Origin of the sequence: Streptomyces sp. NPDC091209 (assembly GCF_044757755.1) — a bacterium.
Lineage (GTDB): Bacteria > Actinomycetota > Actinomycetes > Streptomycetales > Streptomycetaceae > Streptomyces.
In genome coordinates this window covers 694,669-718,178 of record NZ_JBIVVR010000001.1, presented here as the reverse complement: position 1 = coordinate 718,178, position 23,510 = coordinate 694,669, and the positions used below count along the sequence as shown (strand labels likewise).

The window sequence follows — 23,510 nt, the reverse complement described above, 5'->3', positions numbered from 1 at the left end:
GTGCGGGGCAGGGCGCCGGAGCTCGGCGCCCGCCCGGTCGGGCCGGCGTCCGGTGCCGGGCGCTGGGGTCCCACCGTCCCGGGTTCCCGGTCCTGTCCGGACAGGGGAGACCCCCACCGCACCGCGGGGCGACGGCCCGCGGCGGTGGGGCGTTCGGGATCGCCCTTGGTCATGATCGGCGCCTCAGCCCTTGCGCCGGCGGGCCTGCCAGACGGCCGCCGCGCCCAGCGCGGCCACCGCCGCCGCTCCCGTCAGCAGGCCCACCGAGGGGCCGGAGCGGGCCGGTTCGGAGGCGTGCGGGCGGGCGGTCGCGGTCGGTCCGCCGGCCGCGACCGGGTCGCCGCAGCCCGTTCGCGGATAGCCCGCGATCGCGCACAGCAGGGCGTTGGTGTCGTAGCGCAGCGGCTTGGCGACCGTGGCCAGGGCCTCCGCCGTGCTCGCGTCGGGGGCGACACGGGCGCAGGCGGTGCGCGGGGACGGCGGCCGCTCGCCGGACGGCGCGTCGGCGGCCGTCCCCGGGTCGATGACCAGGGCCACCCGCTTCGTGCCCTGCCGGGCCGGCGTCTTGGCGCATATCGCGGCGAACTCCCGCTCCCCGCGCGGCTGTACGGCGTGCTGGGAGTCCTCGCTCACCGCGAAGCGGAAACCCTGGACGTCGCCGTCGGACGGCCGCGCGGTCGACGGGCCCTGGGGGGCGTACGTCCACTTCCCGCCGGTCAGGTCCCAGAAGGACCAGTAGCGGTAGCCGACGGCCCGGGCCTGCCCCGCGCCGCCGAGGACGAGGAGCAGGAGGGTCAGCGCGAGTGCCAGGGCCGGCGCGGTCGTCCGACGGCCGGTCACAGCTGCTGCTTCTTGTTGCGACCGCTGATCAGGAAGCCGATGCCGATGCCCGCGACCAGGCCGACGCCGACGATCCACCAGACGCCGAGCCCGTTGCCGTTGTCCTTCTTCTCGTCCTTCTTCGTCTCGCTCGGGGTGGCCGAGGCACCCGCCGCACCCGGCGTCGGGCCCGTCGCGCCCAGCAGCGCGACCAGGTCCTTGCCGCCGAAGTCGCGCGGGTCGGTGCCGGTGGCGTGCGCGGCGAAGATGAGCTGCGCGTACGCGGCGGGGCCCGACTCGGCCGCCCAGCCCGCGGAGTTCTTCTCCAGCCAGGCGAGCGGCTTTCGCGCGAGCTTCGTCGCGCCGTCCGCCGCGAGGGCCACGACCGCGTCCGCCGTGTTGCCGTAGTCGGGCTGGTCCGCCGCGCCGGGGAGCGCGGACTTCAGGTACGGGGCCTTCGCCAGGGCCGTGGCGAGATAGTTGGCGCCGTTCCCCGCCGCGTCCAGGGGGCCGGGGGAGTCGGCGGTGGCGCACCGCGTGCGGCTGTACGGCAGTCCGCCGGCCTCGGCCACGAAGCCCTCGCCCAGGCCGCCGAGCACGCCCGCGGCGGTCGCGTCCGCGTTCGCCGCCAGCTTGCCCTTCTTGTCGGGCTGATAGGCGAAGGCGCCGCCGCCCTCGCCCTTGCACGGCATCGACAGCTTCACCAGGGCGTCGTAGGGGGACTTGCCGTCCTTGGAGACGTTCTGGGGCTTCTTGCCGACCGCTTGCAGCGCGCCGATCACGACGGACGTCGAGTTGGCGTCGCTGGCTCCGCCGGCCATGTAACCCCAGCCGCCGTCCGTGTTCTGCACGGACTTCAGCCAGGTCACGGCCCTGCCGGTGGCGTCGTCGTTCCCGGGGAGCGCCGCGAGGGCCTGGACGGCGGCGGCGGTGCTGTTGGTGTCGATCTGTGTCTTGGCGTCGCACGCGGCGGTCGCCTCGGCGCGGTACGCGGCGAAGGCCCCGTTGGCGCACTGCTGACCGGTCAGCCAGTCCACGGCCTTGACGGCAGAGGTCACGCCGGCGGTGTGCTGGGCGAGCAGCGCGAGCGACTGCCGCCAGACGCCGTCGTAGGTCGGGTCGGTGGAGCCGAACAGGCCCGAGGGGAGCGCCGCCGAGGGCGACGGCGAGGGGGACGAGTCGGCGGCGAAAGCGGCCGGTGCGACGACCGCCCCGATGACGGCGGTGGCGGCCAGTACCGCGGCGGTGCGGCGTACGAACATGACTCTCCCTGCGGGGAGCCGGGCAGCACCGGGCACGCTCAGGCATCCGGGCGGCTCCGGCTCCGTATCCCTCGACGGTGCCGGCCGTCGGCGGGCTGCCGAGGGCACGAGCCGGTCACGTCCCGTGCGAGGCGATCCGGCTCACCGCCGAAGCGGCTCACGGTTGCGGGTCAGCGCCGGATTTGCACCGGCTTCTCCTCGTACGGGCGTGATGACGACGCGCTCACTCTACCGGCCGCCCGGAATTCCCCGAGTGCCCCCTGTGGAGCGGGTGTGCGAACGGCATGCGGGTCTCGTTCGGATCGCTGCGAAGTCCGGGCGGGCACAACGGCATCCGCTAGGTTCGGGCCATGCGAACGGGGAGACTGCTCGGCTCAGGGCGTTCGGCGGACGTCTACGAGATCGACGAGGCGTGGGTGCTGCGGCGGGACCGCGCGGGCTGGGGCGACGCGACGGCCGAGGCGGCGGTGATGCAGCACCTGCGCTCGCACGGCTATCCGGTGCCGGGTGTACGGGCGGCGACCCGCGGCGATCTGGTCATGGAGCGGCTGTCCGGGCCGACCATGCTCGAAGCCTTCGGCCAGGGGCTGCTCTCCGCCCAGGAGGCGGGGCTCACCCTGGCCCGGCTGCTGCGCAAGCTGCACGCCGTGCCCGCCCGGCTCTCCACCGACCCCGCCGTCCGTGTCCTGCACCTGGATCTGCACCCCGACAATGTGATGCTCACCCCGGACGGGCCGAAGGTCATCGACTGGTCCAACACCGAGGAGGGGCCGCCCGGCCTCGACTGGGCCATGTCCGCCGTGATCCTCGCCCAGGTGGCCGTCGGCGGCGAGGCGATCGGGGACGTGGCCGAGGAGACACTGGACGCGCTGCTCGACGGGAACGAGGACCGGGTGACCGAGGAAGGACTCATGGAGGCGGGACGGCGCCGGGCGGCCAACCCGACGATGAGCCGAGACGAGGTCGAACTCCTGGGCGAAGCGGACGAGTTGATCCGGGCGCTGCTGAGCTGAGCGGCTGAACGGCGGCCCGCGCGGCTCACGGCACGCGTGGCGAAACCGTGGTCCGAGCCGTCGGCGCCGCACCCGATCCGACCGGCCGTCACAGGGCGCGCGCGGGGACCGCCGCCTCCACCGGCTGGCACAGCACCAGTGCGAGATCGTCCGCGAGCGGCGCGCCGGTGTGCCGCAGCAGGCTGGCGTGCAAGGTGTTCAGGGCGTCCTCGGGGAGGGGTTCGCGCAGGGCGAGGGCGGCCTCACCGAGCAGCGGGAACGGGATGCCGTCCCGGTCGCGGCCCTCGGTCAGACCGTCCGTGTAGAGGAGCAGGCGGTCACCGGGCTGGAGTCGCACACGGTACTGCTGGGGATCGGGGCACAGCCCCAACGGCGGTGTGGGGACCCTTGGTTCGAGGAACTCGACGCTCCGGCCGGAGCGCAGGGGCGCGGGGTGACCGCAGTTGACCAGCCGCACCTCGCCGGGAGCGAACTCGGCGAGCAGGGCGGTGACGAAGTCCTCCGGGCCCAGCTCCGGTCCGAGGCGGGTGTCGAGCCCGTCGGCGAGGGCCGGCAGATCGGGCGCGGTGTAGGCGAGTTCACGGAAACCGGCGATCGTCTCGGCGGTCAGCCGGAGGGCGTCGAGGCCATGACCGCGTACGTCTCCCACCAGGACCCGTAGCCCGTACGGGGTCACCGCGACGTCGTACAGGTCGCCGCCGACCGTCGACTCGGTGCCGGAGCAGTGGTAGCGGGTGTGCACCTGAGTGCCGCCCAGCGTGCGGGAGATGGGCCGCAGGATCGCCTCCTGGGTGACCCGGGCGACCTCGCGGGCCCGCGCCAGCGCGTCGCTCAGGCGCTCGCGCCGGCCGGCCGCGTACACCGTGATCGCGCAGCCGAGCAGCAGCCCGACGAAGTGGACGCCGAAGTCGAAGCCGGTCACATCACCGTCGGCGAGGCCCGTCGCCAGCCCGAGCGCCGCCGACCAGCAGCAGACCAGCAGGGTCCGGCGCACCCCGGACCGCACGCACGCCAGCAGCGGTCCGATCAGCAGCAGTATGACCAGGGGCGGCACCCGGTCGTCCACCAGATGCGGCAGGACGGCCCCCAGACATGCGGCCGGCGGCACGAGCGCCGGCCAGGAGAACCCGGCTCCGACCTGGCCGTCGCCTGTGTCGTCGGCGGTCGTCCGCTCGCCCCGCTGCTTCCTTTCGCGCATCACCCGACAATCCCCGAAAACGGCGCTCGTCGCCCACGCCGACGGAGAGTTGATCACATCTCGTCGGAAGGTGCCCGGAAGTGACCTTGCCCGGTGGGTCTTTTGTCCGAGTCGGGGGAGCGGGGCCTCGCACGTGTGCGATCCGGTCAGACTGGTGCGCGTGCCCGACAACACGACCGGTGGACGGCCCGGCAGCGCGTCCGGTGGACGGCCCGGCAATCTGCCCTCGCCGACGCGGAGTTTCATCGGACGGCTCGACGAACTCGGCCGGCTGGAGCGCGAACTGGACCCGGGTACCGGGGTCCACCGGCTGGTGAGCCTGGTCGGCGTCGGCGGAGTCGGCAAGACCCGGCTCGCCCTCCAGGCCGCCGGCCGGATCGAGGGCGCGTACCCGGACGGCGTCTGGCTGGTGGAGCTCTCCCCGCTGCACACCGCCGGACTGGTGGGCCTCGCCGTCGTGGAGGCGCTGCGGCTCTCCGACCGGTCGACGCGGCCGGTCACCGACGTGGTCGCCGAATGGGCCCAGGGCAAAAGGCTGCTGCTGGTCCTCGACTCCTGCGAGCACGTCCTCGCGGACTGCGTGGCCTTCGTCGAGACGCTGCTGCCCCTGCTGCCGGGCCTGCGCGTCCTCCTCACCAGCCGCGAACCGCTCGGCCTGCCGGGCGAACGCGTCCTGCGCCTCGACCCGATGCCGGTCGCCGGCGACGCGGTGGACCTGTTCGCCGACCGCGCCGCCGACAGCGGATTCCCCCTGGCCGGAACCGACCGGCCCGTCGCGGAGGCCGTGTGCCGTCGCCTCGACGGCATCCCGCTCGCCATCGAGCTCGCCGCCGTCCGGCTCGGCGAACTCACCCTGGACCAGTTGAGCGGCCTGCTCGGCGAGCGGCTGCCGTCCCGGCTCGACCTGCTCGCCGCGCGCGAGGGAGAAGGACCGCCCCGCCACCAGACCCTGCGCACGGCCATCGGCTGGAGCCACGAACTGTGCGCACCGCTGGAACGGCTGCTGTGGGCCCGGCTCTCGGTGTTCGCGGGCGGGTTCTGCGCGAGCGCCGCCGAAGAGGTCTGCGCGGGCGGTCCGCTGCCCGCCGGCCGGATTCCCGGCCTGCTCGACCGGCTCGTCGAGCAGTCCATCGTGCGCCGCCACCACGCCGACCCCGTCCGCTACCGACTCCTCGACACCGTAAGGGAGTTCGGCGCCGACTGGCTGCGCGCGCTGGGCGAGGAGCGCACCCTGCGGCTGCGTCACCGCGACCACTACCGGCGGCTGGCCCGCGAGGGCTGCGCCGAGTGGAACACCGGACGCCAGGCGGCCTGGTGCGAGCGCACCCTCACCGAACACGCCAATCTCCGCGCGGCCATGGACTGCGCGCTCACCGAGCCCGACGGACGGGTCGCCCTCGCCATGGCGGCCGACATCGGCTTCCTGTGGCGGCACTGCGGTCATCTGCGCGACGCCCGGCACTGTCTCGACCAGGCACTGGCGAACGGCGCGCCGCCAGGCCCCGACCACATCCGCGCGGTGTGGACACGGGGCGCGGTCGCGCTGCTCCAGGGCGACCTGGAGGTCGCGGCCAACTGGGCGGTGCGCTGCGCCGACGCGGCGAGGGAACAGGGCGACCCGGTGGCGGTGGTGGCCGCCAAGTACATCCGGGGCGGCCAACTCGCGCTGAGCGGACGCCTGTCCGAGGCGATCCAGGTACTGGCCGACGCACCTCGGCTGCCCGTCCGGGGGGACTGGTTCGGGGCGGCGCAACTCCAGGTCCGGCTGGCGTTGGCCCTCGCGTATCTGCTGAGCGGGGACAACGAGCGGGCGCGTGCGGTGGCCGAGGAGGTGCGCGCGGAGAGCGTGGCGTGCGGGGAGTCGTGGGCGGGCGCCTTCGCCGACGGCGTGGTGGCCCAGACCGACCTGGCCCGCGGGGACATCGGCGCGGCCGTGGGCAACGCCCGTACCGCGCTGGCCGGGCACGGGTTGCTGCACAACACCGTGGGCGCCGCGATGGCCCTCGACGTGCTCGCGGCAGGGGTCGTCGCGGCGGGCGACGGTCACCGTGCGGCGCGGCTGCTCGGCATCGGCGAGCGCGTGTGGGGACTCACCGGGCGCGCCCAGATGGACTCGCCCGACCTGATGGCCACCCGCCGCTCGCACGAACTGCGCGTCCGCGGCGAGATCGGCGACCCGGCCTACGAGAAGGCGTACGAGGAGGGACGCACGATGCCGTACGAGGAGGGGCTGGACTACGCGGTCCACGGCCACTGACGTACATCGCCCGAGAGCCCCCGGCGCGACCGCCCACCCGCCACCGGCGCCCGGCGACCGGGGACCCGCTTTACACCTGCCGGGGACCGCCGACCCCGGCCCGTCGTCCACCGGCGACCTGCTTTACGGCTGCCGGGACCGGCGACCTCGGCCCGGCGTCGGCTGGCGACCGGGGGACCTGCTTTACGGCTGCCGGGACCGGCGACCTCGGCCCGGCGTCGGCTGGCGACCGGGGGACCTGCTTTACGGCTGCCGGGACCGGCGACCTCGGCCCGGCGTCGGCTGGCGACCGGGGGACCTGCTTTACGGCTGCCGGGGACCGGCGACCTCGGCCCGGCGTCGGCTGGCGACCGGGGGACCTGCTTTACGGCTGCCGGGGACCGGTGACCCCGGCCCGGCGTCCACCGGCTGCCGGGGGCCCGCTTTACGGCCGCCGGAAGCGAGGAAGACCGGCGCCTCCGTCCGGCGACCACCGCGACCAGGGACCCGCGCCCCGTCGGGCGCGTGGGCGTCACACCGCCACGTACGTCACCGGATCGCTGCCCGTCACCGCCTCCGCCCGTCCCAGTTTCACCAGTCGGCGTACATGGGCCTCGGCCTCGGAGACCGCGATGTTGCGTGATCCGTAGGGGATGTCGGTCCAGGGGCGGTTCCACTCCATGCGCTCGGCGAGCTGCCAGGGTGTGAGCGGGACGGAGAGCAGGGTGAGCAGGCCGGTGAGCCGCTCCTCGTGGTGCGCGAGCAACTCCGCGACACGGGACGGGGCGTCGGTGAACACGTGCTGGTGGGCCGGAAGCACCTCGGCGGGGTCGAGACGGCCTACGCGCTCCAGCGAGTCGAGGTAGTCGCCGAGCGGATCGGCGATCTCCCCGAGGCTCTCGATCCCGTTCGGGTAGGGAGGGCGCCCGAGGGTGCCCGGGTCCTCGTAGAGGCCGATGTGCGGGGTGATCCTCGGCAGCAGATGGTCGCCGGAGAACAGACGTCCGTTGCCGGGCAGTTGAGCCGGGTGGGCCTCCTCCAGGTGGAGGCAGACGTGCCCGGGGGTGTGGCCGGGGGTCCAGACGGCGCGCAGCCGGCGTCCGGGCAGGGCGAGGAACTCGCCGGGGACGATCTCGCGGTCGGGCAGCGCGGGGGAGAAGCCGGGCAGGGTGCTGGGGCGGCGTACGGACGTCTGCGCCTCGCGGAGCGGGGCGACGTGCTCCTCCGGAGCGCCGGAGGCGGCCAGCTTGGCGGCCATGTAGGCGAACCAGCGCTCGGGCCGGTTCTCCCGGGTGCGCCGGACGATCGCCGTGTCGGCGGCGTGCATCGCGATCCAGGCGCCGGACGCCTCGCGGACCCGGCCCGACAGACCGTGGTGATCGGGGTGGTGGTGGGTGATGACCACGCCGTGGATCTCCGCGACGGAGGTTCCGCAGCCGGTGATCCCCTCGACGAGGGTGTCCCAGGAGGCGGGGTCGTCCCAGCCCGTGTCGATGAGCACGGGCCCGGCATCGGTGTCGACCAGATACACCAGCGTATGGCCGAGCGGGTTGTCCGGGATGGGGACCCTGATCGACCGTACGCCCCCGCCGTGATCGGTCACCTGCGTCATGCGCTTCCACCCATTCGCCGAGTTCTCGCCACTATAACTAGAACGAGTTCCAATGGGAGCCCAAGTCGACCGTTCACGGACCGAGCCGGCTGTCGGGTCCGCGCGAGGGCCGCGTCCCGGCCGTGGACTCATCTCGCCGGAACTGGTATCAGTTCTCGTATCTGATGAAGCGTCAGACAAGGTGGCGGAGAGCGTCCTTGGGAGGCAGTCGGCCATGACCGAGCTCGTGGAACACGGACAGCTGTACATCGGCGGGGAGTTGACCGACCCCCTCGGCAAGGACGTCATCGAGGTGATCTCGCCGCACACCGAGCAGGTCATCGGCCGGGTGCCGCACGCCTCGGCGGCGGACGTCGACCGGGCCGTCGCCGCCGCGCGCCGGGCGTTCGACGAGGGCCCCTGGCCGCGGATGAGCCTCGACGAGCGGATCGCGGTCGTGACGCGGATCAAGGACGCCATCGCCGTACGCCACGAGGAGATCGCCCGCGTCATCTCCTCCGAGAACGGCTCCCCCTACTCCTGGAGCGTCCTCGCGCAGGCTCTCGGCGCGATGATGGTCTGGGACGCCGCGATCACGGTCGCGCGCGGCTACACGTACGAGGAGGCGCGCGACGGAGTCCTCGGCAAGCTCCTCGTCCGCCGTGAGCCGGTGGGCGTGGTGGCGGCCGTGGTGCCGTGGAACGTCCCGCAGTTCGTGGCGGCCGCCAAGCTCGCGCCCGCGCTGCTGACCGGCTGCACCGTCGTACTGAAGCCGTCTCCCGAATCGCCGCTGGACGCCTACCTGTTGGGCGAGATCGCGAAGGAGGCCGGGCTGCCCGAAGGCGTGCTGTCGATCCTCCCGGCGGACCGCGAGGTCAGTGAGTACCTGGTCGGCCACCCCGGCATCGACAAGGTCTCCTTCACCGGCTCGGTCGCGGCGGGCAAACGGGTGATGGAGGTCGCCGCACGCCATCTCACCCGCGTGACACTGGAGTTGGGCGGCAAGTCGGCGGCCGTGGTGCTGCCGGACGCGGACCTCGACACCTCGGTCCCCGGGATCGTCTCGGCGGCCTGGATGAACAACGGCCAGGCCTGCGTCGCCCAGACCCGCATCCTCGTACCGCGCTCGCGCTACGACGAGTTCGCGGACGCCTTCGCCGCGGCGGCGAACGCGCTGGTCGTCGGCGATCCGCTCGACCCGGCCACCCAGGTCGGCCCGCTGGTCGCCGAGCGGCAGCGGCGGCGCAACCTCGACTACATCCGCATCGGCCAGGAGGAGGGCGCCAAGATCCTGGCCGGCGGCGGGCGTCCGCACGGACTCGACCGCGGCTGGTACGTCGAGCCGACCCTCTTCGGTGACGTCGACAACTCGATGCGCATCGCCCGGGAGGAGATCTTCGGCCCGGTGATCTGCCTGCTCCCGTACGGCGACGAGACCGAGGCCGTGAAGATAGCCAACGACTCCGACTACGGGCTGAGCGGCAGCGTCTGGACGGCGGACGTCGCCCACGGCATCGACATCGCCCGCCAGGTCCGTACCGGCACCTACTCGGTCAACACCTTCAGCCTCGACATGCTGGGCCCCTTCGGCGGCTACAAGAACTCAGGCCTTGGGCGGGAGTTCGGGCCCGAGGGATACGGCGAGTTCCTGGAGCACAAGATGATCCATCTGCCGGCCGGCTGGGAGGCCTGAGGATGGGCGACCGCTGGCGGGTCGAGGTCGACCGCTCCGTCTGCATCGGCTCGGCCCAGTGCGTCCACCACGCCCCGGACGCCTTCCGCCTCGACACCGGGATGCAGTCCCATCCGGTCGAGCCGGAGACCGACGCCAACGAGAAGATCCTCGCAGCGGCCGAGGGCTGCCCGGTCGAGGCCGTCATGATCACCATGCTGACCGGCGGCGAGCCGGTGTTCCCACCGGAGGAATAGACGCTCCGGGCCGGGGCCGGAGGTCTGTTCCCCGTGCGGCGACACCCGGCCCGGTTCTCGCGCTCGGCCCGTTCGTTTCCGGCCGTCCGTGACCTACCGGCCCCTCGGGTCGGTCAGGTCGATCAGGTGGCAGACCGTTTCGATGTCTATCTTGACCTGGGCGATGGACGCGCGGCCGGAGAGCCAGGTGATCAGGGCGGAGTGCCAGGTGTGCTCGATGACCCGTACGGCGGAGAGCTGGGCCGGTGTCGGGTCGTCCAGGCCCATCGCGTCCAGGATGATCACCGTGGTCTGCCGCGAGACCTGGTCGACCTCGGGGCTGACACTGCGGTCCGCGAAGGTGAGCGCGCGGACCATGGCGTCGGCCAGGTGCGGCTCGCGCTGGAGGGCACGGAACGCCCGCATCAGGGTCTCCGCCACCCGCTCCGCGGCCGTGTCCCCGGCCGGCGGCTTCTTGCGCAGCGTGCCGTGCATGTGCTCCAGCTGGTCCTGCATCGTGGCGACCAGCAGATGCACCTTCGAGGGGAAGTACCGGTACAGCGTGCCGAGAGCCACCTGCGACGACTCCGCGACCTCGCGCATCTGCACGGCGTCGAAGCCGCCCCGGCTGGCCAGCTGCGCGCTCGCGTGCAGGATCCGGCGACGGCGCGCCTCCTGCCGCTCGGTGAGCGGGGGAGAGGCGGGCTGCGACATGGGGTGCGGCCTGGAGGGCGCGGCGGTGGAAGGCGCGGCGGGCGTGCTGGCCCCCGGCGCCGGTCGCGCGTTCTTCGAGTCCGCCTTGGCTTCCGCAGGCATGGGTCCGTTCCGTGACGTCAGCGAGAGGGAGCGAGGAGTCGGCACGGCAGGGTGAAGCGCCACTGAGCGGACCAGCCGACCCCGCCGCGCCGTCGTGGCGTGAATCACCTGATCCACCGCTCACACTGGCGCTACCTGCCGGTAGATTCAATGCTCCTTGAACGATCAAGTCTGAAACTTGTTCTAGATTAGCGTCCCGGCGTAATCTCGCGGGAAAGTGCAGGGAGAAGGGGACCTGAAGTGACCGCTGAGGCCATGGAGGCGGGCCCCGGTAAGGGTGCGGCTGCCGACGGGGACCGACCCCTGCGCATCGCGCTCCTCACGTACAAGGGAAACCCGTTCTGCGGCGGCCAGGGTGTGTACGTACGGCACCTCTCGCGCGAACTCGCCCGCCTCGGCCATCGCGTCGAGGTCATCGGCTCCCAGCCCTACCCCGTCCTCGACGAGGGCCTTCCCGGGCTGAGCCTCACCGAGCTGCCCAGCCTCGACCTGTACCGCCAGCCCGACCCCTTCCGCACCCCCGCCCGCGACGAGTACCGGGACTGGATCGACGCGCTCGAGGTCGGCACGATGTGGACCGGCGGCTTCCCCGAACCGCTGACTTTCTCGCTGCGTGCCCGACGTCATCTGCGGGCCCGGAGCGGCGAGTTCGACGTCATCCACGACAACCAGACCCTCGGCTACGGCCTGTTGGGGGATGTGGGTGCCCCGCTGGTGACCACCATCCACCACCCCATCACCGTCGACCGGCAGCTGGAGCTGGACGCCGCACAGGGATGGAAGCGCCGGGCCTCCGTCCGCCGCTGGTACGCCTTCACCCGTATGCAGAAGCGCGTCGCCCGCCGGCTGCCCTCCGTGCTCACCGTCTCCGGCACCTCCCGCCAGGAGATCGTCGACCATCTGCGCGTCGAGCGGGACCGCGTCCACGTCGTCCACATCGGCGCGGACACCGACCTCTTCTCGCCGGATCCGTCCGTACCCCAGGTGCCGGGCCGCATCGTCACCACGTCCAGCGCGGACGTGCCGCTCAAGGGTCTGGTGTTCCTCGTCGAGGCGCTCGCGAAGGTGCGCACCGAACACCCGGGCGCGCACCTCGTGGTCGTCGGCAGGCGCGCCGAGGACGGGCCGGTCGCCCAGGCGATCGAGCGATACGGCCTCGGCGGCGCCGTCGAGTTCGTCAAGGGCATCTCCGACGCCGAACTCGTCGACCTCGTCCGCTCGGCCGAAGTCGCCTGCGTGCCGTCTCTCTACGAAGGCTTCTCGCTGCCCGCCGCCGAGGCGATGGCCACGGGGACGCCCCTGGTGGCCACCACCGGCGGAGCGATCCCGGAGGTCGCCGGACCCGACGGCGAGACCTGCCTCGCGGTCCCGACGGGCGACTCGGGGGCGCTGGCGGCGGCCCTGACCCGGCTCCTCGGCGACCCCGGACTCCGGGCCCGGCTCGGCTCCGCCGGGCGCGAGCGCGTCCTCACGCGCTTCACCTGGGCCAGGGCGGCCGAGGGCACGGTGGCCCACTACCGTGAGGCGATGGCCCTCCCCGCGTCCCGGCTCCGCTCGCGCGGGGCCGCCTCCGCCGCGGGTACCGACGGGCGCGGCGGCGCGCCGGGCGCCGGTCTCTCGGCGACCCCGGGCCCCGACCGCTCCGAGGCCGCGGAAGAGACTCTCGCCGCCGAAGAACTAGTTGCAGCCAACCGCGAAAGCAGGGCCACGTGCTGACCGTCGACTTCTCCCGGTTCCCGATCGCCCCGGGCGACCGCGTGCTGGACCTCGGATGCGGTGCCGGCCGGCACGCGTTCGAGTGCTACCGGCGCGGCGCGCAGGTCGTGGCGCTGGACCAGAACGGCGAGGAGATCCGCGAGGTCGCGAAGTGGTTCGCGGCGATGAAGGAGGCCGGGGAGGCGCCCGCCGGGGCCACCGCGACGGCCATGGAGGGCGACGCGCTCGCGCTGCCCTTCCCCGACGAGTCGTTCGACGTCGTGATCATCTCCGAGGTCATGGAGCACATCCCGGACGACAAGGGCGTCCTCGCCGAGATGGTCCGCGTGCTCAGGCCGGGCGGCCGTATCGCCGTCACCGTGCCGCGCTACGGGCCGGAGAAGGTCTGCTGGTCGCTGTCCGACGCCTACCACGAGGTCGAGGGCGGCCACATCCGCATCTACAAGGCGGACGAACTGCTCGCGAAGATCCGCGAGGCCGGCCTGCGGCCCTACGGCTCGCACCACGCGCACGCGCTGCACTCGCCGTACTGGTGGCTGAAGTGCGCGTTCGGCGTCGACAACGACAAGGCGCTGCCCGTGCGGGCGTACCACAAGCTGCTGGTCTGGGACATCATGAAGAAACCGCTGGCCACCCGGGTCGTCGAACAGGCGCTGAACCCGCTGATCGGCAAGAGCTTCGTGGCGTACGCGACCAAGCCGCACCTGCCGAAGCTCGCCGGCGCGACGGATTCCGCGACGACCGCTCCCGAGGCGGACGCCACGTGACCACTCCCCGGACAGAACATCTCGTCCTGCCCGGGGTCCTCACCGCCGAGGAGGCCGCCGTCACGGTGCGCGGAATCCTCGCGGTGCAGCGCCCCGACGGAGCCATCCCGTGGTTCCGAGGCCACCATCTCGACCCGTGGGACCACATCGAGGCCGCCATGGCGCTCGACGCGGCCGGGGAGCACGAGCCCGCCGAGCGCGCCTACGCGTGGCTGGCACGGCATCAGAACGAGGACGGCTCCTGGTACGCGGCGTACGCCGACGGGGACTTCGAGGACGTCACCGACCGCAGCCGGGAGACCAACTTCTGCGCGTACATCGCGGTGGGCGTCTGGCACCACTACCTGGCGACCGGGGACGACGTGTTCCTGGACCGCATGTGGCCCGTCGTCTTCGCGGCCGTGGAGTTCGTGCTGCGGCTCCAGCAGCCCGGCGGGCAGATCGGCTGGAAGCGTGAGGCGGACGGGACCGCCGTCGACGACGCGCTGCTGACCGGGAGTTCCTCGGTCCACCACGCGCTGCGGTGCGCGCTCGCCATCGCCGAGCAGCGGGAAGAGCCGCAGCCCGACTGGGAGTTGGCGGTCGGCGCGCTGCGACACGCGATCCGGCGCCACCCGGAGCGGTTCCTCGACAAGGACCGCTACTCCATGGACTGGTACTACCCGGTACTCGGCGGCGCGTTGACGGGCGTCGAGGCCAAGTCCCGTATCGAGGAGGGCTGGGACCGTTTCGTGGTGCCCGGTTTCGGGGTGCGCTGCGTGGTTCCCAACCCGTGGGTCACCGGTGGCGAATCGGCCGAACTCGCCCTAGCGCTCTGGGCGGTGGGCGAGTCCGACCGCGCCCTGGAGATCCTCCAGTCGATCCAGCACCTGCGCGATCCGAAGACCGGTCTGTACTGGACGGGCTATGTCTTCGAGGATCAGGCGATCTGGCCCGAGGAGCTCACCACCTGGACGGCGGGCTCCCTGCTGCTGGCGGTCGCCGCACTGGGCGGCGACGAGCCCACCTGCGCGGTCTTCGGCGGCGAGCGCCTTCCTAGCGGCCTGGACCCGGACTGCTGCACCCAGACCCGCTGAAGGTCCGGACGGTCCCTTTCCTCTGGACCATCCGGATGGTCCAGAGGAAAGGGACCGTCCGGACGATTCGTACCTGGACTTTCCCGGGTGCCGCGGGTCGTCAGTGCCGGTGCATGCGGTTGGCGATCGCGTGGCCCAGGAACAGGTAGACGACGGCGGCGAGACCGTAGCCGGCGACGACGCGTGCCCATGCCTTGTCGAAGGTGAACAGGTCACGTGACCAGCCGGCCAGCCAGCTCGCCGTGTTGTGGATGAACTGCACGAGGTCGTTGCCACGGTTGGCGTCGAGCAGATACATCAGAATCCAGAGACCGAGGATGACGGCCATAACATCCGCGACGATCGCGATGACCGTCCCCGCCTGATTCGAGCCGTTGCGATATCTAGGGGACATGTCGAGCGGGTTGCCCGTCGATCCTGGATGAAACCTGAACGGGTTCTCCCAACTGGCGCCGCAGCCGGGGCCGGGGCCGGGTGAGGCTCCCGGGAAGAGCGCGGGCGCCGAGGTGAGGGACAAGGTGCCGTCGGCGTCCCGGCTCGGCGGAGGCTGGTCAGGTCCGGCGGACCCCGGAGGACTCGCGGCGGACCCCGGGCCTGAGATCCGGTCCTACGAGTTCAGCTCGGCCAGTACGCGGAGCGTGCGGGGGTCCGGGGACAGGACCAGCAGGTCGGTCACCGGGCCCTTGCGCCACAACTCCAGTCGCTCGGCGATGCGTTCACGCGGTCCGACCAGCGAGATCTCGTCCGCGAAGGCGTCCGGCACGGCCATTACGGCCTCCTCCCGGCGTCCTTCGAGGAACAGCCGCTGGACCCTGCGGGCCTCCTCTTCGAAGCCCATCCGGGCCATCAGATCGGCGTGGAAGTTGCGGGCCGCGTGCCCCATCCCGCCGATGTAGAAGCCGAGCATCGCCTTGACCGGGAACAACCCCTCTGTGACGTCGTCACAGACGTGCGCGCGGGCCATCGGCGCCACCAGGAAGCCCTCGGGCAGGTCGGCGAGCGAGGCCTCGTACGCCTGAGGGCGCGTCGGCGACCAGTACAGCGGCAGCCAGCCGTCGGCGATCCGGGTCGTCTGCGCGATGTTCTTCGGGCCCTCCGCCCCGAGCAGCAGCGGCAGTCCGGCCCGCAGCGGGTGGGTGATCGGCTTCAGCGCCTTGCCGAGCCCCGTGCCGTCCGCGCCCCGGTACGGGTGGGAGTGGAAGCGTCCGTCCAGTTCGACGGGCCCCTCGCGCCTGAGGACCTGGCGTACGACATCGACGTACTCCCGGGTCGCGGTCAGCGGCGACTTCGGGAACGGCCGCCCGTACCAGCCCTCGACGACCTGAGGTCCCGACAGTCCGAGCCCGAGCATCATGCGCCCGCCGGAGAGATGGTCGAGGGTGAGCGCGTGCATCGCGGTCGTGGTGGGGGAGCGGGCGGCCATCTGCGCGATCGCCGTGCCGAGTTGGATGCGCGTGGTGTGCGCGGCGATCCAGGTGAGCGGGGTGAACGCGTCCGAGCCCCAGGACTCGGCGGTCCACACCGAGTGATAGCCGAGCCGCTCCGCCTCCTGGGCGAGCGGTACATGGTCCGCCGAGGGACCGCGCCCCCAGTAGCCGAGCGCGAGACCGAGCCGCATGTCGCCTCCAGAAGCGGTGTTCTGACGCTCCGTCAGTTCCTGCCGGTGCTGCGACTGTACGACAACGGCCCCCCGCCGGAAAGGGCGAGGGGCCGTCGCTGCGACGTCGACGAGTCAGCCGCGCTGGATCCCCGAGGTGTCCTGAAGCACACCGCGACGGCCGTCCTGCGTCTGCGCCACCAGGGTCGCACCGCGCTGCTCGACGGCCAGGTACCAAGTACCCGGGGCCAGTTCGGCGATCGGCGCCTGCGCGCCGTCCTCCGAGAACAGCGGACGCGCGACCGGTACGGCGAACCAGAACGGCGAGAAGTCCTGAGCCGGCATCTGCGTCTGCGGCACCGGCGGCTGGCTCGGCTGCGCGCCGAACGGCTGCCCCGGCTGCCCCGGCTGCGACGGCTGAGCACCGTAGGGCTGCTGCTGACCAGGCTGACTCGGCTGCCCCGGCTGCGAGGCCCCCGGGTACCCGTAACCACCCTGCGGCTGACCGCCGTAGGGCTGGGGGGCGACGGGCTTCGGGGCGCCGACGAGGGCGACCTTGAGAGCGGGGACGAGCGGGGTCGCGACGGCCGCGCCGGCCAGGGCGAGTGCGGCGATGAAGCCGAGGATGAGCCCGGCGGCGGCGCTGGCGCCGGCCCCGACGTCCACGAGAGACCAGAACAGGGTCCATGCGACGAGAACTGTGAACGCCACGCCGACCGTGCCCAGGTCGAGCCCGAGAACCTTGCGAGGCTGCGGCAGACAGCGGTTGACGACGATCAGGGCAGCGCCGATGACCCCGCCCATGTAGATGCCGAGGCCTTCGCCGAGGTTGTCCCAGGCGTTCGTGTCCAGGTTGAACGCGGAAACAGTGTAGAGCTGCAGGAACGACGCGATGAACAGCAACACCGCTGCTCCGATCACCACGCCGTCGCCTCGAGTGAGGGAGCGGATATTCACTTCAGGTCCTTCGTCAGTCGTCTCGTCGTCGGTGAGGCACCGCTGTTCACCGTGTCGCCGTCATGCTGCCGCCGTCGGGACTCGGTGTGAAGCGCGGGGGTGGGCCCTTCATCGTACGGACGACACTATCGCCCGGACGATCAGGGTGTCCGCCGGGTTGGGACCGTAGATCACTACCCGTGCAGGAAACCAACGATTCCTTCAGAGATCCCCCGTGCCGCCTTCTCTCGCCACGCGCCACTGGTGAGCAGCGCAGCGTCCTTGCTATCGCGCATGTTGCCGCACTCGATGAACACCTTGGGAACCGTTGACAGATTGAGACCGCCGAGGTCCTTCCGGACCACCAGTCCGGTGCCGTCGCCGACGTAGTTGGAGGGCGCGCTGCCGGTCTCGCGGACGAACAGGCCCGCGATGCGCTCGCCCAAGTCGCGGGAGGCGGCGACGATCGGGCGGGTGTCGGCGGCGTCCGCGTGCACCGACGCCGGGAGGATCACGTGGAAACCCCGGTTGCCGGTCGCCGATCCGTCGGCGTGGATGGACACGACCGCGTCCGCGTGCGCCGCGTTGCCGATGCGGGCGCGCTCGTCCACGCAGGGGCCGAACGAGCGGTCGCCGTCCTGGGTCAACTTCACCGTGGCGCCCTGCTTCTCGAGGATCGCCCGCATCCGGTGCGCGACGTCGAGGGTGAACCGGGCTTCCGTGTAACCCGCGTTGGTCGACGTACCGGTCGTGTCGCACTCCTTCCAGTTCGTTCCGATGTCCACCTTGCGGTTGATCTCGGACGTGTGCTGGAAGTTGCTCGGGTTGTGCCCCGGGTCGATGACGATGACCTTGCCCTTGAGGGAGCCGGAGGCGGCGGGCGCCGAGGAGGACGGCGGCGGGGCCGACGACGCACTCGGCTTGCCGTCGCCCGCCGCCGAGGCGGACGTCCGCGCGGTGGGGGAGCCCGGCGCGGAGGACGACGACCCGGGAGCGGCCCGGTCGGACCCGCCCCCCGAATCGTCTCCCACGGCCTGGTACACCAGCCAGCCGGCCAGCGCGCCCGGTACGAGCGCGGCGAGCGCGACGGTGAGCGGCCCGCGCCGGAAACGGCGCGGCTGCTGGGGCGGATCGAAGTCAGGGCCTACGTACGACACGTCAGCGACTCTAACCGGGCCCTCAGATCCCTGCTCCGGTTCGCCGCAGGACGCGCAGCGAGTCCGTCACCGCGATCTCGGTGAACGCGCCCGATTCCAGGGCCCGGAGGTAGACGCGGTAGGGGGCCTGGCCGGTGAACTCGTCGGCGGGGTCCGGGAACACGTCGTGGATGACGAGGAGGCCGCCCTCGGCGACATGCGGGGCCCAGCCCTCGTAGTCGCCGCTCGCGTGTTCGTCGGTGTGGCCGCCGTCGATGAAGACGAGACCGAGGGGCGTGCCCCAGAACGCGGCGATCTGCGGCGAGCGGCCGACGAGCGCGACCACGTGGTCCTCCAGGCCCGCCCGGTGGAGCGTGCGGCGGAAGGTGGGGAGCGTGTCCATCAGGCCGATCTCCGGATCGACCGTGGACGCGTCGTGGTACTCCCAGCCCGGCTGCTGTTCCTCGCTGCCCCGGTGGTGGTCGACCGTGATCGCGGTCACCCCGGCCTCGCGCGCCGCGTCGGCGAGCAGGATCGTGGAACGGCCGCAGTAGGTGCCTACCTCCAGGAGCGGCAGCCCGAGCCGTCCGGCCTCGACGGCGGCCTCGTACAGCGCGAGTCCCTCACCCCTCGGCATGAACCCCTTCGCGGCCTCGAAGGCGGCGAGGATCTCGGGCTTGGGTGCCGCGGGCATGGGGTCTCCTCCATCGGTGCGAACAGCGGGTGCGTACGTCCGTCCGGCGCGCCTGTCCGCGCGGAACAGCGGGCCGCGCGGACGTCCTGCGCGGACATCGGGTAGCTGCCTCGGGTGCCGGCATCCGGTGTGAACGAACCGGGTGTACGGGTCCCTGGCCGCCCCATGGTGCACCACACCCCCGCCGCGTGGGCGACGGGGGTGTCGATGATCACTCCGGGGCGGGTCCGGGGGTCAGGCGGTGACCTCGGCGTTCTCGCCCGGGAGGGACAGGTCGAGGGCGATCGGCCGGTCGTCGCCCGCGTGCGTCGCAGACGAGGCGAGCGGACCGTGGCCGGCGGCCCGTGCGGCCAGCACGTACGCGCCCTGGGCCGGCACGGCGAGCGCGTAGCTGCCGTCCTCGGCGGAGTGGGTGGCGCCCGCCTGACGGCCGCGCCGGTCGATCAGGGTGACCTTGGCACGGGCGACCGGGTCGCCGTCGGCGTTCAGGACCCGGCCGCGGAAGCCGCCGAGCACCTCGTGCGCCCGCTCCATCGCCGCGTCCTCCTCGCTGCTGGCGCGCAGCTGGGTCTTGGTGGCCGGGGGGCGGCCCGGCAGGAACAGCGCCATGAGCAGGCCGACCGCGACCGCGCCCGTGGCGATGAGGAAGGACACCCGGAAGCCGTGCATGGTGGGGACCGCGACCCCGCCGACGTGGTTCGCCGTGTTGGCGAGCACCATGCCGATGACGGCGCTCGACACGGACGTGCCGATGGAGCGCATCAGGGTGTTCAGGCCGTTGGCCGCGCCCGTCTCCGAGGCCGGGACGGAGCCGACGATCAGGGCGGGCAGCGAGGAGTAGGCGAGGCCGATGCCCGCGCCCAGGACCACCGCGATGACCAGGGACTGCCAGGCGGCGTTCATCAGGCCGAGGCCCGCGCCGTAGCCGATCCCGATGATCACCATGCCGATGATCAGGGTGACCTTCGGGCCGTACTTCGCCGACAGCCGGGCGTACACCGGCGCGGTGAACATCATCGTCAGGCCGAGCGGCGCGACGAGCAGACCCGCCTTCACCATCGACTGGCCGAGGCCGTAGCCGGTCGACGTCGGGAGCTGGAGAAGCTGCGGCAGGACCAGCGAGACGACGTAGAAGGAGACGCCGACCATGATCGAGGCGAGGTTGGTGAAGAGGACCGCGGGGCGGGCCGTGGTGCGCAGGTCGACCAGCGGAGCCTTCAGGCGCAGCTCCATCACCCCCCACAGCAGGAGCACGGCGACCGACGCGCCGAACAGGCCGAGCGTGGTGGGCGCGGTCCAGCCCCAGTCGCTGCCCTTGGTGATCGGCAGCAGGAAGAGTACGAGCCCGGCGGACAGGCCTATCGCGCCCAGCACGTCGAAGGTGCCCTCGGCGCGCATCGGGGACTCCGGCACGACGAGGAGGGTGAGGACGATGGAGAGGACACCGAGGCCGGCGGCGCCGTAGAAGAGGGCGTGCCAGTCGGTGTGCTGTGCGACGAGGGCCGCGGCGGGCAGCGCGAGTCCGCCGCCGACGCCGATCGAGGAGCTCATCAGGGCCATCGCCGAGCCGAGCTTCTCGCGGGGCAGCATGTCGCGCATCAGGCCGATGCCGAGCGGGATCGCGCCCATCGCGAAGCCCTGGAGCGAACGGCCCACGATCATCGGCACCAGGGCGCTGGTGAGCGCGCTGATCAGGGCGCCGACCACCATCACGGCCAGGCTGGTGAGCAGCATGCGCCGCTTGCCGAAGAGGTCGCCGAGGCGGCCCATGATCGGTGTGGCCACGGCGCCCGAGAGCAGCGTCGAGGTCAGGACCCAGGTGGCGTTGCTGGGCGAGGTCCCCAGCAGCGTCGGCAGGTCCTTGATGACCGGGACGAGCAGGGTCTGCATCACCGCGACCACGATGCCCGCGAAGGCGAGCACGGGCACGGTCGCGCCGCTCGGACTCCGTGCGGGCTGGCCGGTCGTCGTGTGCGTCATTACGGGGGGCCTCCAGGCCGTAAGAAAGGAGCTCTCGAGAGAGAAGTGAGGGGGGTGATCCGTGCGGAAGCGGGGACGCTCGGTCGGGTGATCCATGGGGACACGGAGACGTCGGTCGGGTGATCCGCGCGGGATACGTGCAGGGGGAACCCGGTGCGCCCGGGCAACTATTCCGGTGCTTCGGCGTACTAACGAATTCTTGACCGATCCATGGGTATCTGACCTACCGTCAGAATGAAACGTGTTCTAGTCTGGCGCGGATCCACGCACCTTGGGCCTTTGGGGAGGCACGCATGGGCATCGCGGTCACGCCGGAGCAGCGGGAGCTGGCCGAGGCCGTACGCGGCTGGATCGCCCGCGCCGTGCCGGCCGAGGAGGTTCGCAAGCTCCTGGACGCCCCGGGCAGCGGCAGACCTCCGTTCTGGGACGCGCTCGCCGCCCAGGGGCTCCTCGCCGTGCACCTTCCCGAGGTGTACGGCGGTGGCGGCGGAGACCTGGTCGACCTCGCCGTCGTCGTGGAGGAGGCCGCGCGGGCCGCACTGCCGGGACCGTTCGCGGCGAGCGTCCTGGCGTCGGCGGTCCTGGCGGCGGAGGTTCTTCGCGAAACGGGCGATCCGGTACGGGTGTCGGGGCGTGGTGATCTCGCCCACACGTCCGGGCGCGGCGATCTCGTACGGGCGCTGGGGTGCGGGGAGCGCATCGGCGCCGTCGCGTTCGGCGCGGGCTCCCTGACGGCCGTGGCGGTGGACGGCGGCTACGTGCTCGACGGGACGGCGCCGCCCGTGCTGTCCGGCGCCGACGCGGACGTGCTCGTGCTGGCGGCGGCCCGCGACGGGGGGACGGAGTCCGGCGGAGACCTGGCGGTGGGAGGGGGCACGCCGCCCGGCGGTGGTGCCTGCGCGGGAGCGGAAACGCCGACAGGTGGTGCCGTGCCGAGGGGAGAGGGCGGCTGGTCCGGCGTCGGCGCCGACGTGGTGTCGGACGGAGGCGGCGCGTCCGGCGGCACTCTCTGGCTGGCCGTGGACGCCGACGATCTCGTCGTCCGGCCGCACGAGAGCGCCGATCCTACGCGGGCGACCGCCGAGGTACGGGCGGAAGGGGTGCGGGTCCCCGCCGACCGCGTCCTCGCGGTCGACCCGATGCTGGTCCGGGACCTCGCCGCCGTCGTCCTCGCCGCGGACGCCTGCGGCACCGCGTCCTGGGCGCTGGAGACCGCCGCCGGGCACGCGAAGGTCCGCGAACAGTTCGGCCGGCCCATCGGGCACTTCCAGGGCGTGAAGCACCTGTGCGCCGACATGCTGGTACGGCTGGAACAGGCGCGGGCGCTCACCTGGGACGCGGCGCGCGCCGGACAGGAGCCGTCCGACAGGCGGGAGCTGTCCGGCAGACGTGAGGCGTCCGGTAGACGGGAGTCGTCCGGTAGACGGGAGTCGTCCGGTGTGCAGGAGTCTTCCGCCGTACGGGAGTTGGTGGCCTCCCTCGCCGCCGGTACCGCCCTCGACGTCGCCTGCTCCTGCGTCAAGGACTGCGTCCAGATCCTCGGCGGCATCGGATTCACCTGGGAGCACGACGCCCACCTCTATCTGCGCAGGGCCCTGGTGGCACGGCAGTTGCTCGGCGCCGGGAGCGGACATCTGCGCGGGGCCGCGCGGCTGGCACGGGACGGCGTACGGCGGGAACTGCGCCTGGAACTGCCGCCGGAGGCGTCCGGGTACCGGGCCGAGGCCCGTGAGGTGATCGACCGGGCGCGCGGGCTCGGACCGGCGGCCGCCCGCCGGACGCTGGCGCCCACCGGCTACGCCGCCCCGCACCTTCCGCCGCCGTACGGACTCGGCGCGGGACCCGTCCAGCAACTGGCCGTACAGCAGGCGTTGTCGGCGGCCGGGGTGCGGATCAGTGATCTGGGGATCGCGACCTGGGTCGTACCGTCCCTCATCGCCTACGGCACCGGGCCGCAACAGGAGCGCTATCTGCTGCCCACCCTGCGCGGCGACCTCCTGTGGTGCCAGCTCTTCTCCGAACCGGGTGCCGGATCCGACCTCGCCTCGCTGCGGACCCGCGCCGAGCGCACGGCCGACGGGCGGTGGCGGATCAACGGGCAGAAGGTGTGGACGAGCGCGGCCCAGTGGGCCGACCACGGAATCCTCCTCGCCCGGACGAACCCGGCCGCGCCCAAGCACAAGGGGCTCACCTACTTCGTCGTCGACATGAAGAACACGGACGGCATCGACATCCGCCCCCTGAAGGAGATCACCGGGGACTCCCTCTTCAACGAGGTCTGGTTCGACGACGTGCTGCTGCCCGCGGACGCGGTCGTCGGAGAGGTCGACGACGGCTGGCGGGTCGCCCGCAACACGCTCGGCAACGAACGCGTCCACATGGCCGACCAGTTGACCTTCGACACCGGCCTGGAGGCACTGATACCGGCCGACGTGGACGGCTCCCGGCTCGGAGCGCTGCTCGCCGAGGCGCACGCCCTGGCCTGCATCACGCTGCGCACCACCCTCCGCCAGGTCTCCGGCGTGGAACCGGGCGCGGGCGCCTCCGTCCGGAAGCTGGTGCAGACCGCGCACCAGCAGAAGGTCGCCGAACTCGGACTCGAACTCCTCGGCCCCGCAGGCGCGTTGTGCGAGGGACCGGGCGAGCGGGCCGTGCACGGATTCCTGCTCTCCCGCTGTCTGACCATCGCGGGCGGCACCACGCAGGTCCAGCTCAACGTCGTCGCCGAGCGCATCCTCGGCCTGCCACGGGACTAGGAGCGCCAT

At 72.5% G+C, this 23,510-nt stretch carries 19 protein-coding genes and 1 riboswitch; of the genes, 8 read left to right on the top strand and 11 right to left on the bottom strand.

Going from position 1 to position 23,510, the window contains the following annotated elements:
* Window positions 1-183 precede the first annotated feature (183 nt).
* A complete protein-coding gene (locus ACIQRL_RS03160) occupies window positions 184-840 on the bottom strand; it encodes an SCO2322 family protein (RefSeq protein ID WP_401326282.1) in 657 nt (218 codons plus the stop codon).
* The gene (locus ACIQRL_RS03155) at window positions 837-2,081 is read right to left on the bottom strand and encodes a prenyltransferase/squalene oxidase repeat-containing protein (protein WP_401326279.1); all 1,245 of its coding nucleotides are present in this window, start codon (window positions 2,079-2,081) and stop codon (window positions 837-839) included. The genes ACIQRL_RS03160 and ACIQRL_RS03155 overlap by 4 nt, the downstream gene beginning before the upstream one ends.
* Before the next feature lie 133 nt (window positions 2,082-2,214).
* Window positions 2,215-2,278, bottom strand: a riboswitch (cobalamin riboswitch).
* Between the two features lie 153 nt (window positions 2,279-2,431).
* On the opposite strand from ACIQRL_RS03155, the gene ACIQRL_RS03150 reads away from it, so the two are divergent.
* The gene (locus ACIQRL_RS03150; protein ID WP_401326276.1) at window positions 2,432-3,094 is read left to right on the top strand and encodes a phosphotransferase; all 663 of its coding nucleotides are present in this window, start codon (window positions 2,432-2,434) and stop codon (window positions 3,092-3,094) included.
* Window positions 3,095-3,182: 88 nt separating this feature from the next.
* Here ACIQRL_RS03150 and ACIQRL_RS03145 read toward each other — a convergent pair whose 3' ends face one another.
* Window positions 3,183-4,292: a PP2C family protein-serine/threonine phosphatase gene (locus ACIQRL_RS03145; RefSeq protein ID WP_401326273.1), complete on the bottom strand. Its 1,110-nt coding sequence runs from the start codon at window positions 4,290-4,292 to the stop codon at window positions 3,183-3,185.
* Window positions 4,293-4,452: 160 nt separating this feature from the next.
* Between ACIQRL_RS03145 and ACIQRL_RS03140 the strand changes: the two genes are divergently transcribed.
* Complete coding sequence (locus ACIQRL_RS03140) at window positions 4,453-6,549, top strand: ATP-binding protein (RefSeq protein WP_401326270.1); 2,097 nt, start codon at window positions 4,453-4,455, stop codon at window positions 6,547-6,549.
* A 511-nt stretch (window positions 6,550-7,060) separates the two neighbouring features.
* On the opposite strand, the gene ACIQRL_RS03135 is transcribed toward ACIQRL_RS03140, so the two are convergent.
* Window positions 7,061-8,140 carry an MBL fold metallo-hydrolase gene (locus ACIQRL_RS03135; protein ID WP_401326267.1) on the bottom strand — a complete coding sequence of 360 codons (1,080 nt, stop codon included), beginning with the start codon at window positions 8,138-8,140 and terminating at the stop codon, window positions 7,061-7,063.
* Window positions 8,141-8,354: 214 nt separating this feature from the next.
* Between ACIQRL_RS03135 and ACIQRL_RS03130 the strand changes: the two genes are divergently transcribed.
* Together ACIQRL_RS03130 and ACIQRL_RS03125 are read left to right on the top strand one after the other, a co-directional pair.
* A complete protein-coding gene (locus tag ACIQRL_RS03130; RefSeq protein WP_401326265.1) occupies window positions 8,355-9,812 on the top strand; it encodes an aldehyde dehydrogenase in 1,458 nt (485 codons plus the stop codon).
* A 2-nt stretch (window positions 9,813-9,814) separates the two neighbouring features.
* A complete protein-coding gene (locus ACIQRL_RS03125) occupies window positions 9,815-10,048 on the top strand; it encodes a ferredoxin (protein WP_401326262.1) in 234 nt (77 codons plus the stop codon).
* A gap of 93 nt (window positions 10,049-10,141) precedes the next feature.
* Here ACIQRL_RS03125 and ACIQRL_RS03120 read toward each other — a convergent pair whose 3' ends face one another.
* Window positions 10,142-10,843 (bottom strand): TetR family transcriptional regulator, encoded by a 702-nt coding sequence (locus tag ACIQRL_RS03120; protein ID WP_401326259.1) that lies wholly within the window; start codon window positions 10,841-10,843, stop codon window positions 10,142-10,144.
* A 240-nt stretch (window positions 10,844-11,083) separates the two neighbouring features.
* Here ACIQRL_RS03120 and ACIQRL_RS03115 point away from each other — a divergent pair, with 240 nt between their 5' ends.
* Genes ACIQRL_RS03115 through ACIQRL_RS03105 form a run of 3 tightly spaced genes read left to right on the top strand, consistent with a single transcriptional unit; the run spans window position 11,084 to window position 14,402 of the window.
* Complete coding sequence (locus tag ACIQRL_RS03115; protein WP_401326257.1) at window positions 11,084-12,559, top strand: glycosyltransferase family 4 protein; 1,476 nt, start codon at window positions 11,084-11,086, stop codon at window positions 12,557-12,559.
* Window positions 12,553-13,326 carry a class I SAM-dependent methyltransferase gene (locus ACIQRL_RS03110; RefSeq protein ID WP_401326255.1) on the top strand — a complete coding sequence of 258 codons (774 nt, stop codon included), beginning with the start codon at window positions 12,553-12,555 and terminating at the stop codon, window positions 13,324-13,326. Before ACIQRL_RS03115 ends, ACIQRL_RS03110 begins: the two co-directional genes overlap by 7 nt.
* Window positions 13,323-14,402 carry a prenyltransferase/squalene oxidase repeat-containing protein gene (locus tag ACIQRL_RS03105; protein WP_401326252.1) on the top strand — a complete coding sequence of 360 codons (1,080 nt, stop codon included), beginning with the start codon at window positions 13,323-13,325 and terminating at the stop codon, window positions 14,400-14,402. Before ACIQRL_RS03110 ends, ACIQRL_RS03105 begins: the two co-directional genes overlap by 4 nt.
* A 100-nt stretch (window positions 14,403-14,502) precedes the next feature.
* On the opposite strand, the gene ACIQRL_RS03100 is transcribed toward ACIQRL_RS03105, so the two are convergent.
* From ACIQRL_RS03100 to ACIQRL_RS03075, 6 genes are all read right to left on the bottom strand, one after another.
* Window positions 14,503-14,796, bottom strand: a complete 294-nt coding sequence (locus ACIQRL_RS03100) for a hypothetical protein (protein ID WP_355848663.1) — start codon at window positions 14,794-14,796, stop codon at window positions 14,503-14,505.
* 213 nt (window positions 14,797-15,009) lie between these two features.
* Window positions 15,010-16,020: an LLM class F420-dependent oxidoreductase gene (locus ACIQRL_RS03095; RefSeq protein ID WP_401326249.1), complete on the bottom strand. Its 1,011-nt coding sequence runs from the start codon at window positions 16,018-16,020 to the stop codon at window positions 15,010-15,012.
* Between the two features lie 114 nt (window positions 16,021-16,134).
* Window positions 16,135-16,956 carry a hypothetical protein gene (locus ACIQRL_RS03090; protein ID WP_401326246.1) on the bottom strand — a complete coding sequence of 274 codons (822 nt, stop codon included), beginning with the start codon at window positions 16,954-16,956 and terminating at the stop codon, window positions 16,135-16,137.
* Between the two features lie 173 nt (window positions 16,957-17,129).
* A complete protein-coding gene (locus ACIQRL_RS03085) occupies window positions 17,130-18,092 on the bottom strand; it encodes an N-acetylmuramoyl-L-alanine amidase (protein WP_401326244.1) in 963 nt (320 codons plus the stop codon).
* Window positions 18,093-18,114: 22 nt separating this feature from the next.
* Complete coding sequence (locus ACIQRL_RS03080) at window positions 18,115-18,765, bottom strand: class I SAM-dependent methyltransferase (RefSeq protein WP_401326241.1); 651 nt, start codon at window positions 18,763-18,765, stop codon at window positions 18,115-18,117.
* 234 nt (window positions 18,766-18,999) lie between these two features.
* A complete protein-coding gene (locus ACIQRL_RS03075; RefSeq protein WP_401326239.1) occupies window positions 19,000-20,745 on the bottom strand; it encodes an MFS transporter in 1,746 nt (581 codons plus the stop codon).
* Between the two features lie 293 nt (window positions 20,746-21,038).
* On the opposite strand from ACIQRL_RS03075, the gene ACIQRL_RS03070 reads away from it, so the two are divergent.
* The gene (locus tag ACIQRL_RS03070) at window positions 21,039-23,501 is read left to right on the top strand and encodes an acyl-CoA dehydrogenase (RefSeq protein ID WP_401326236.1); all 2,463 of its coding nucleotides are present in this window, start codon (window positions 21,039-21,041) and stop codon (window positions 23,499-23,501) included.
* Window positions 23,502-23,510 lie beyond the last annotated feature (9 nt).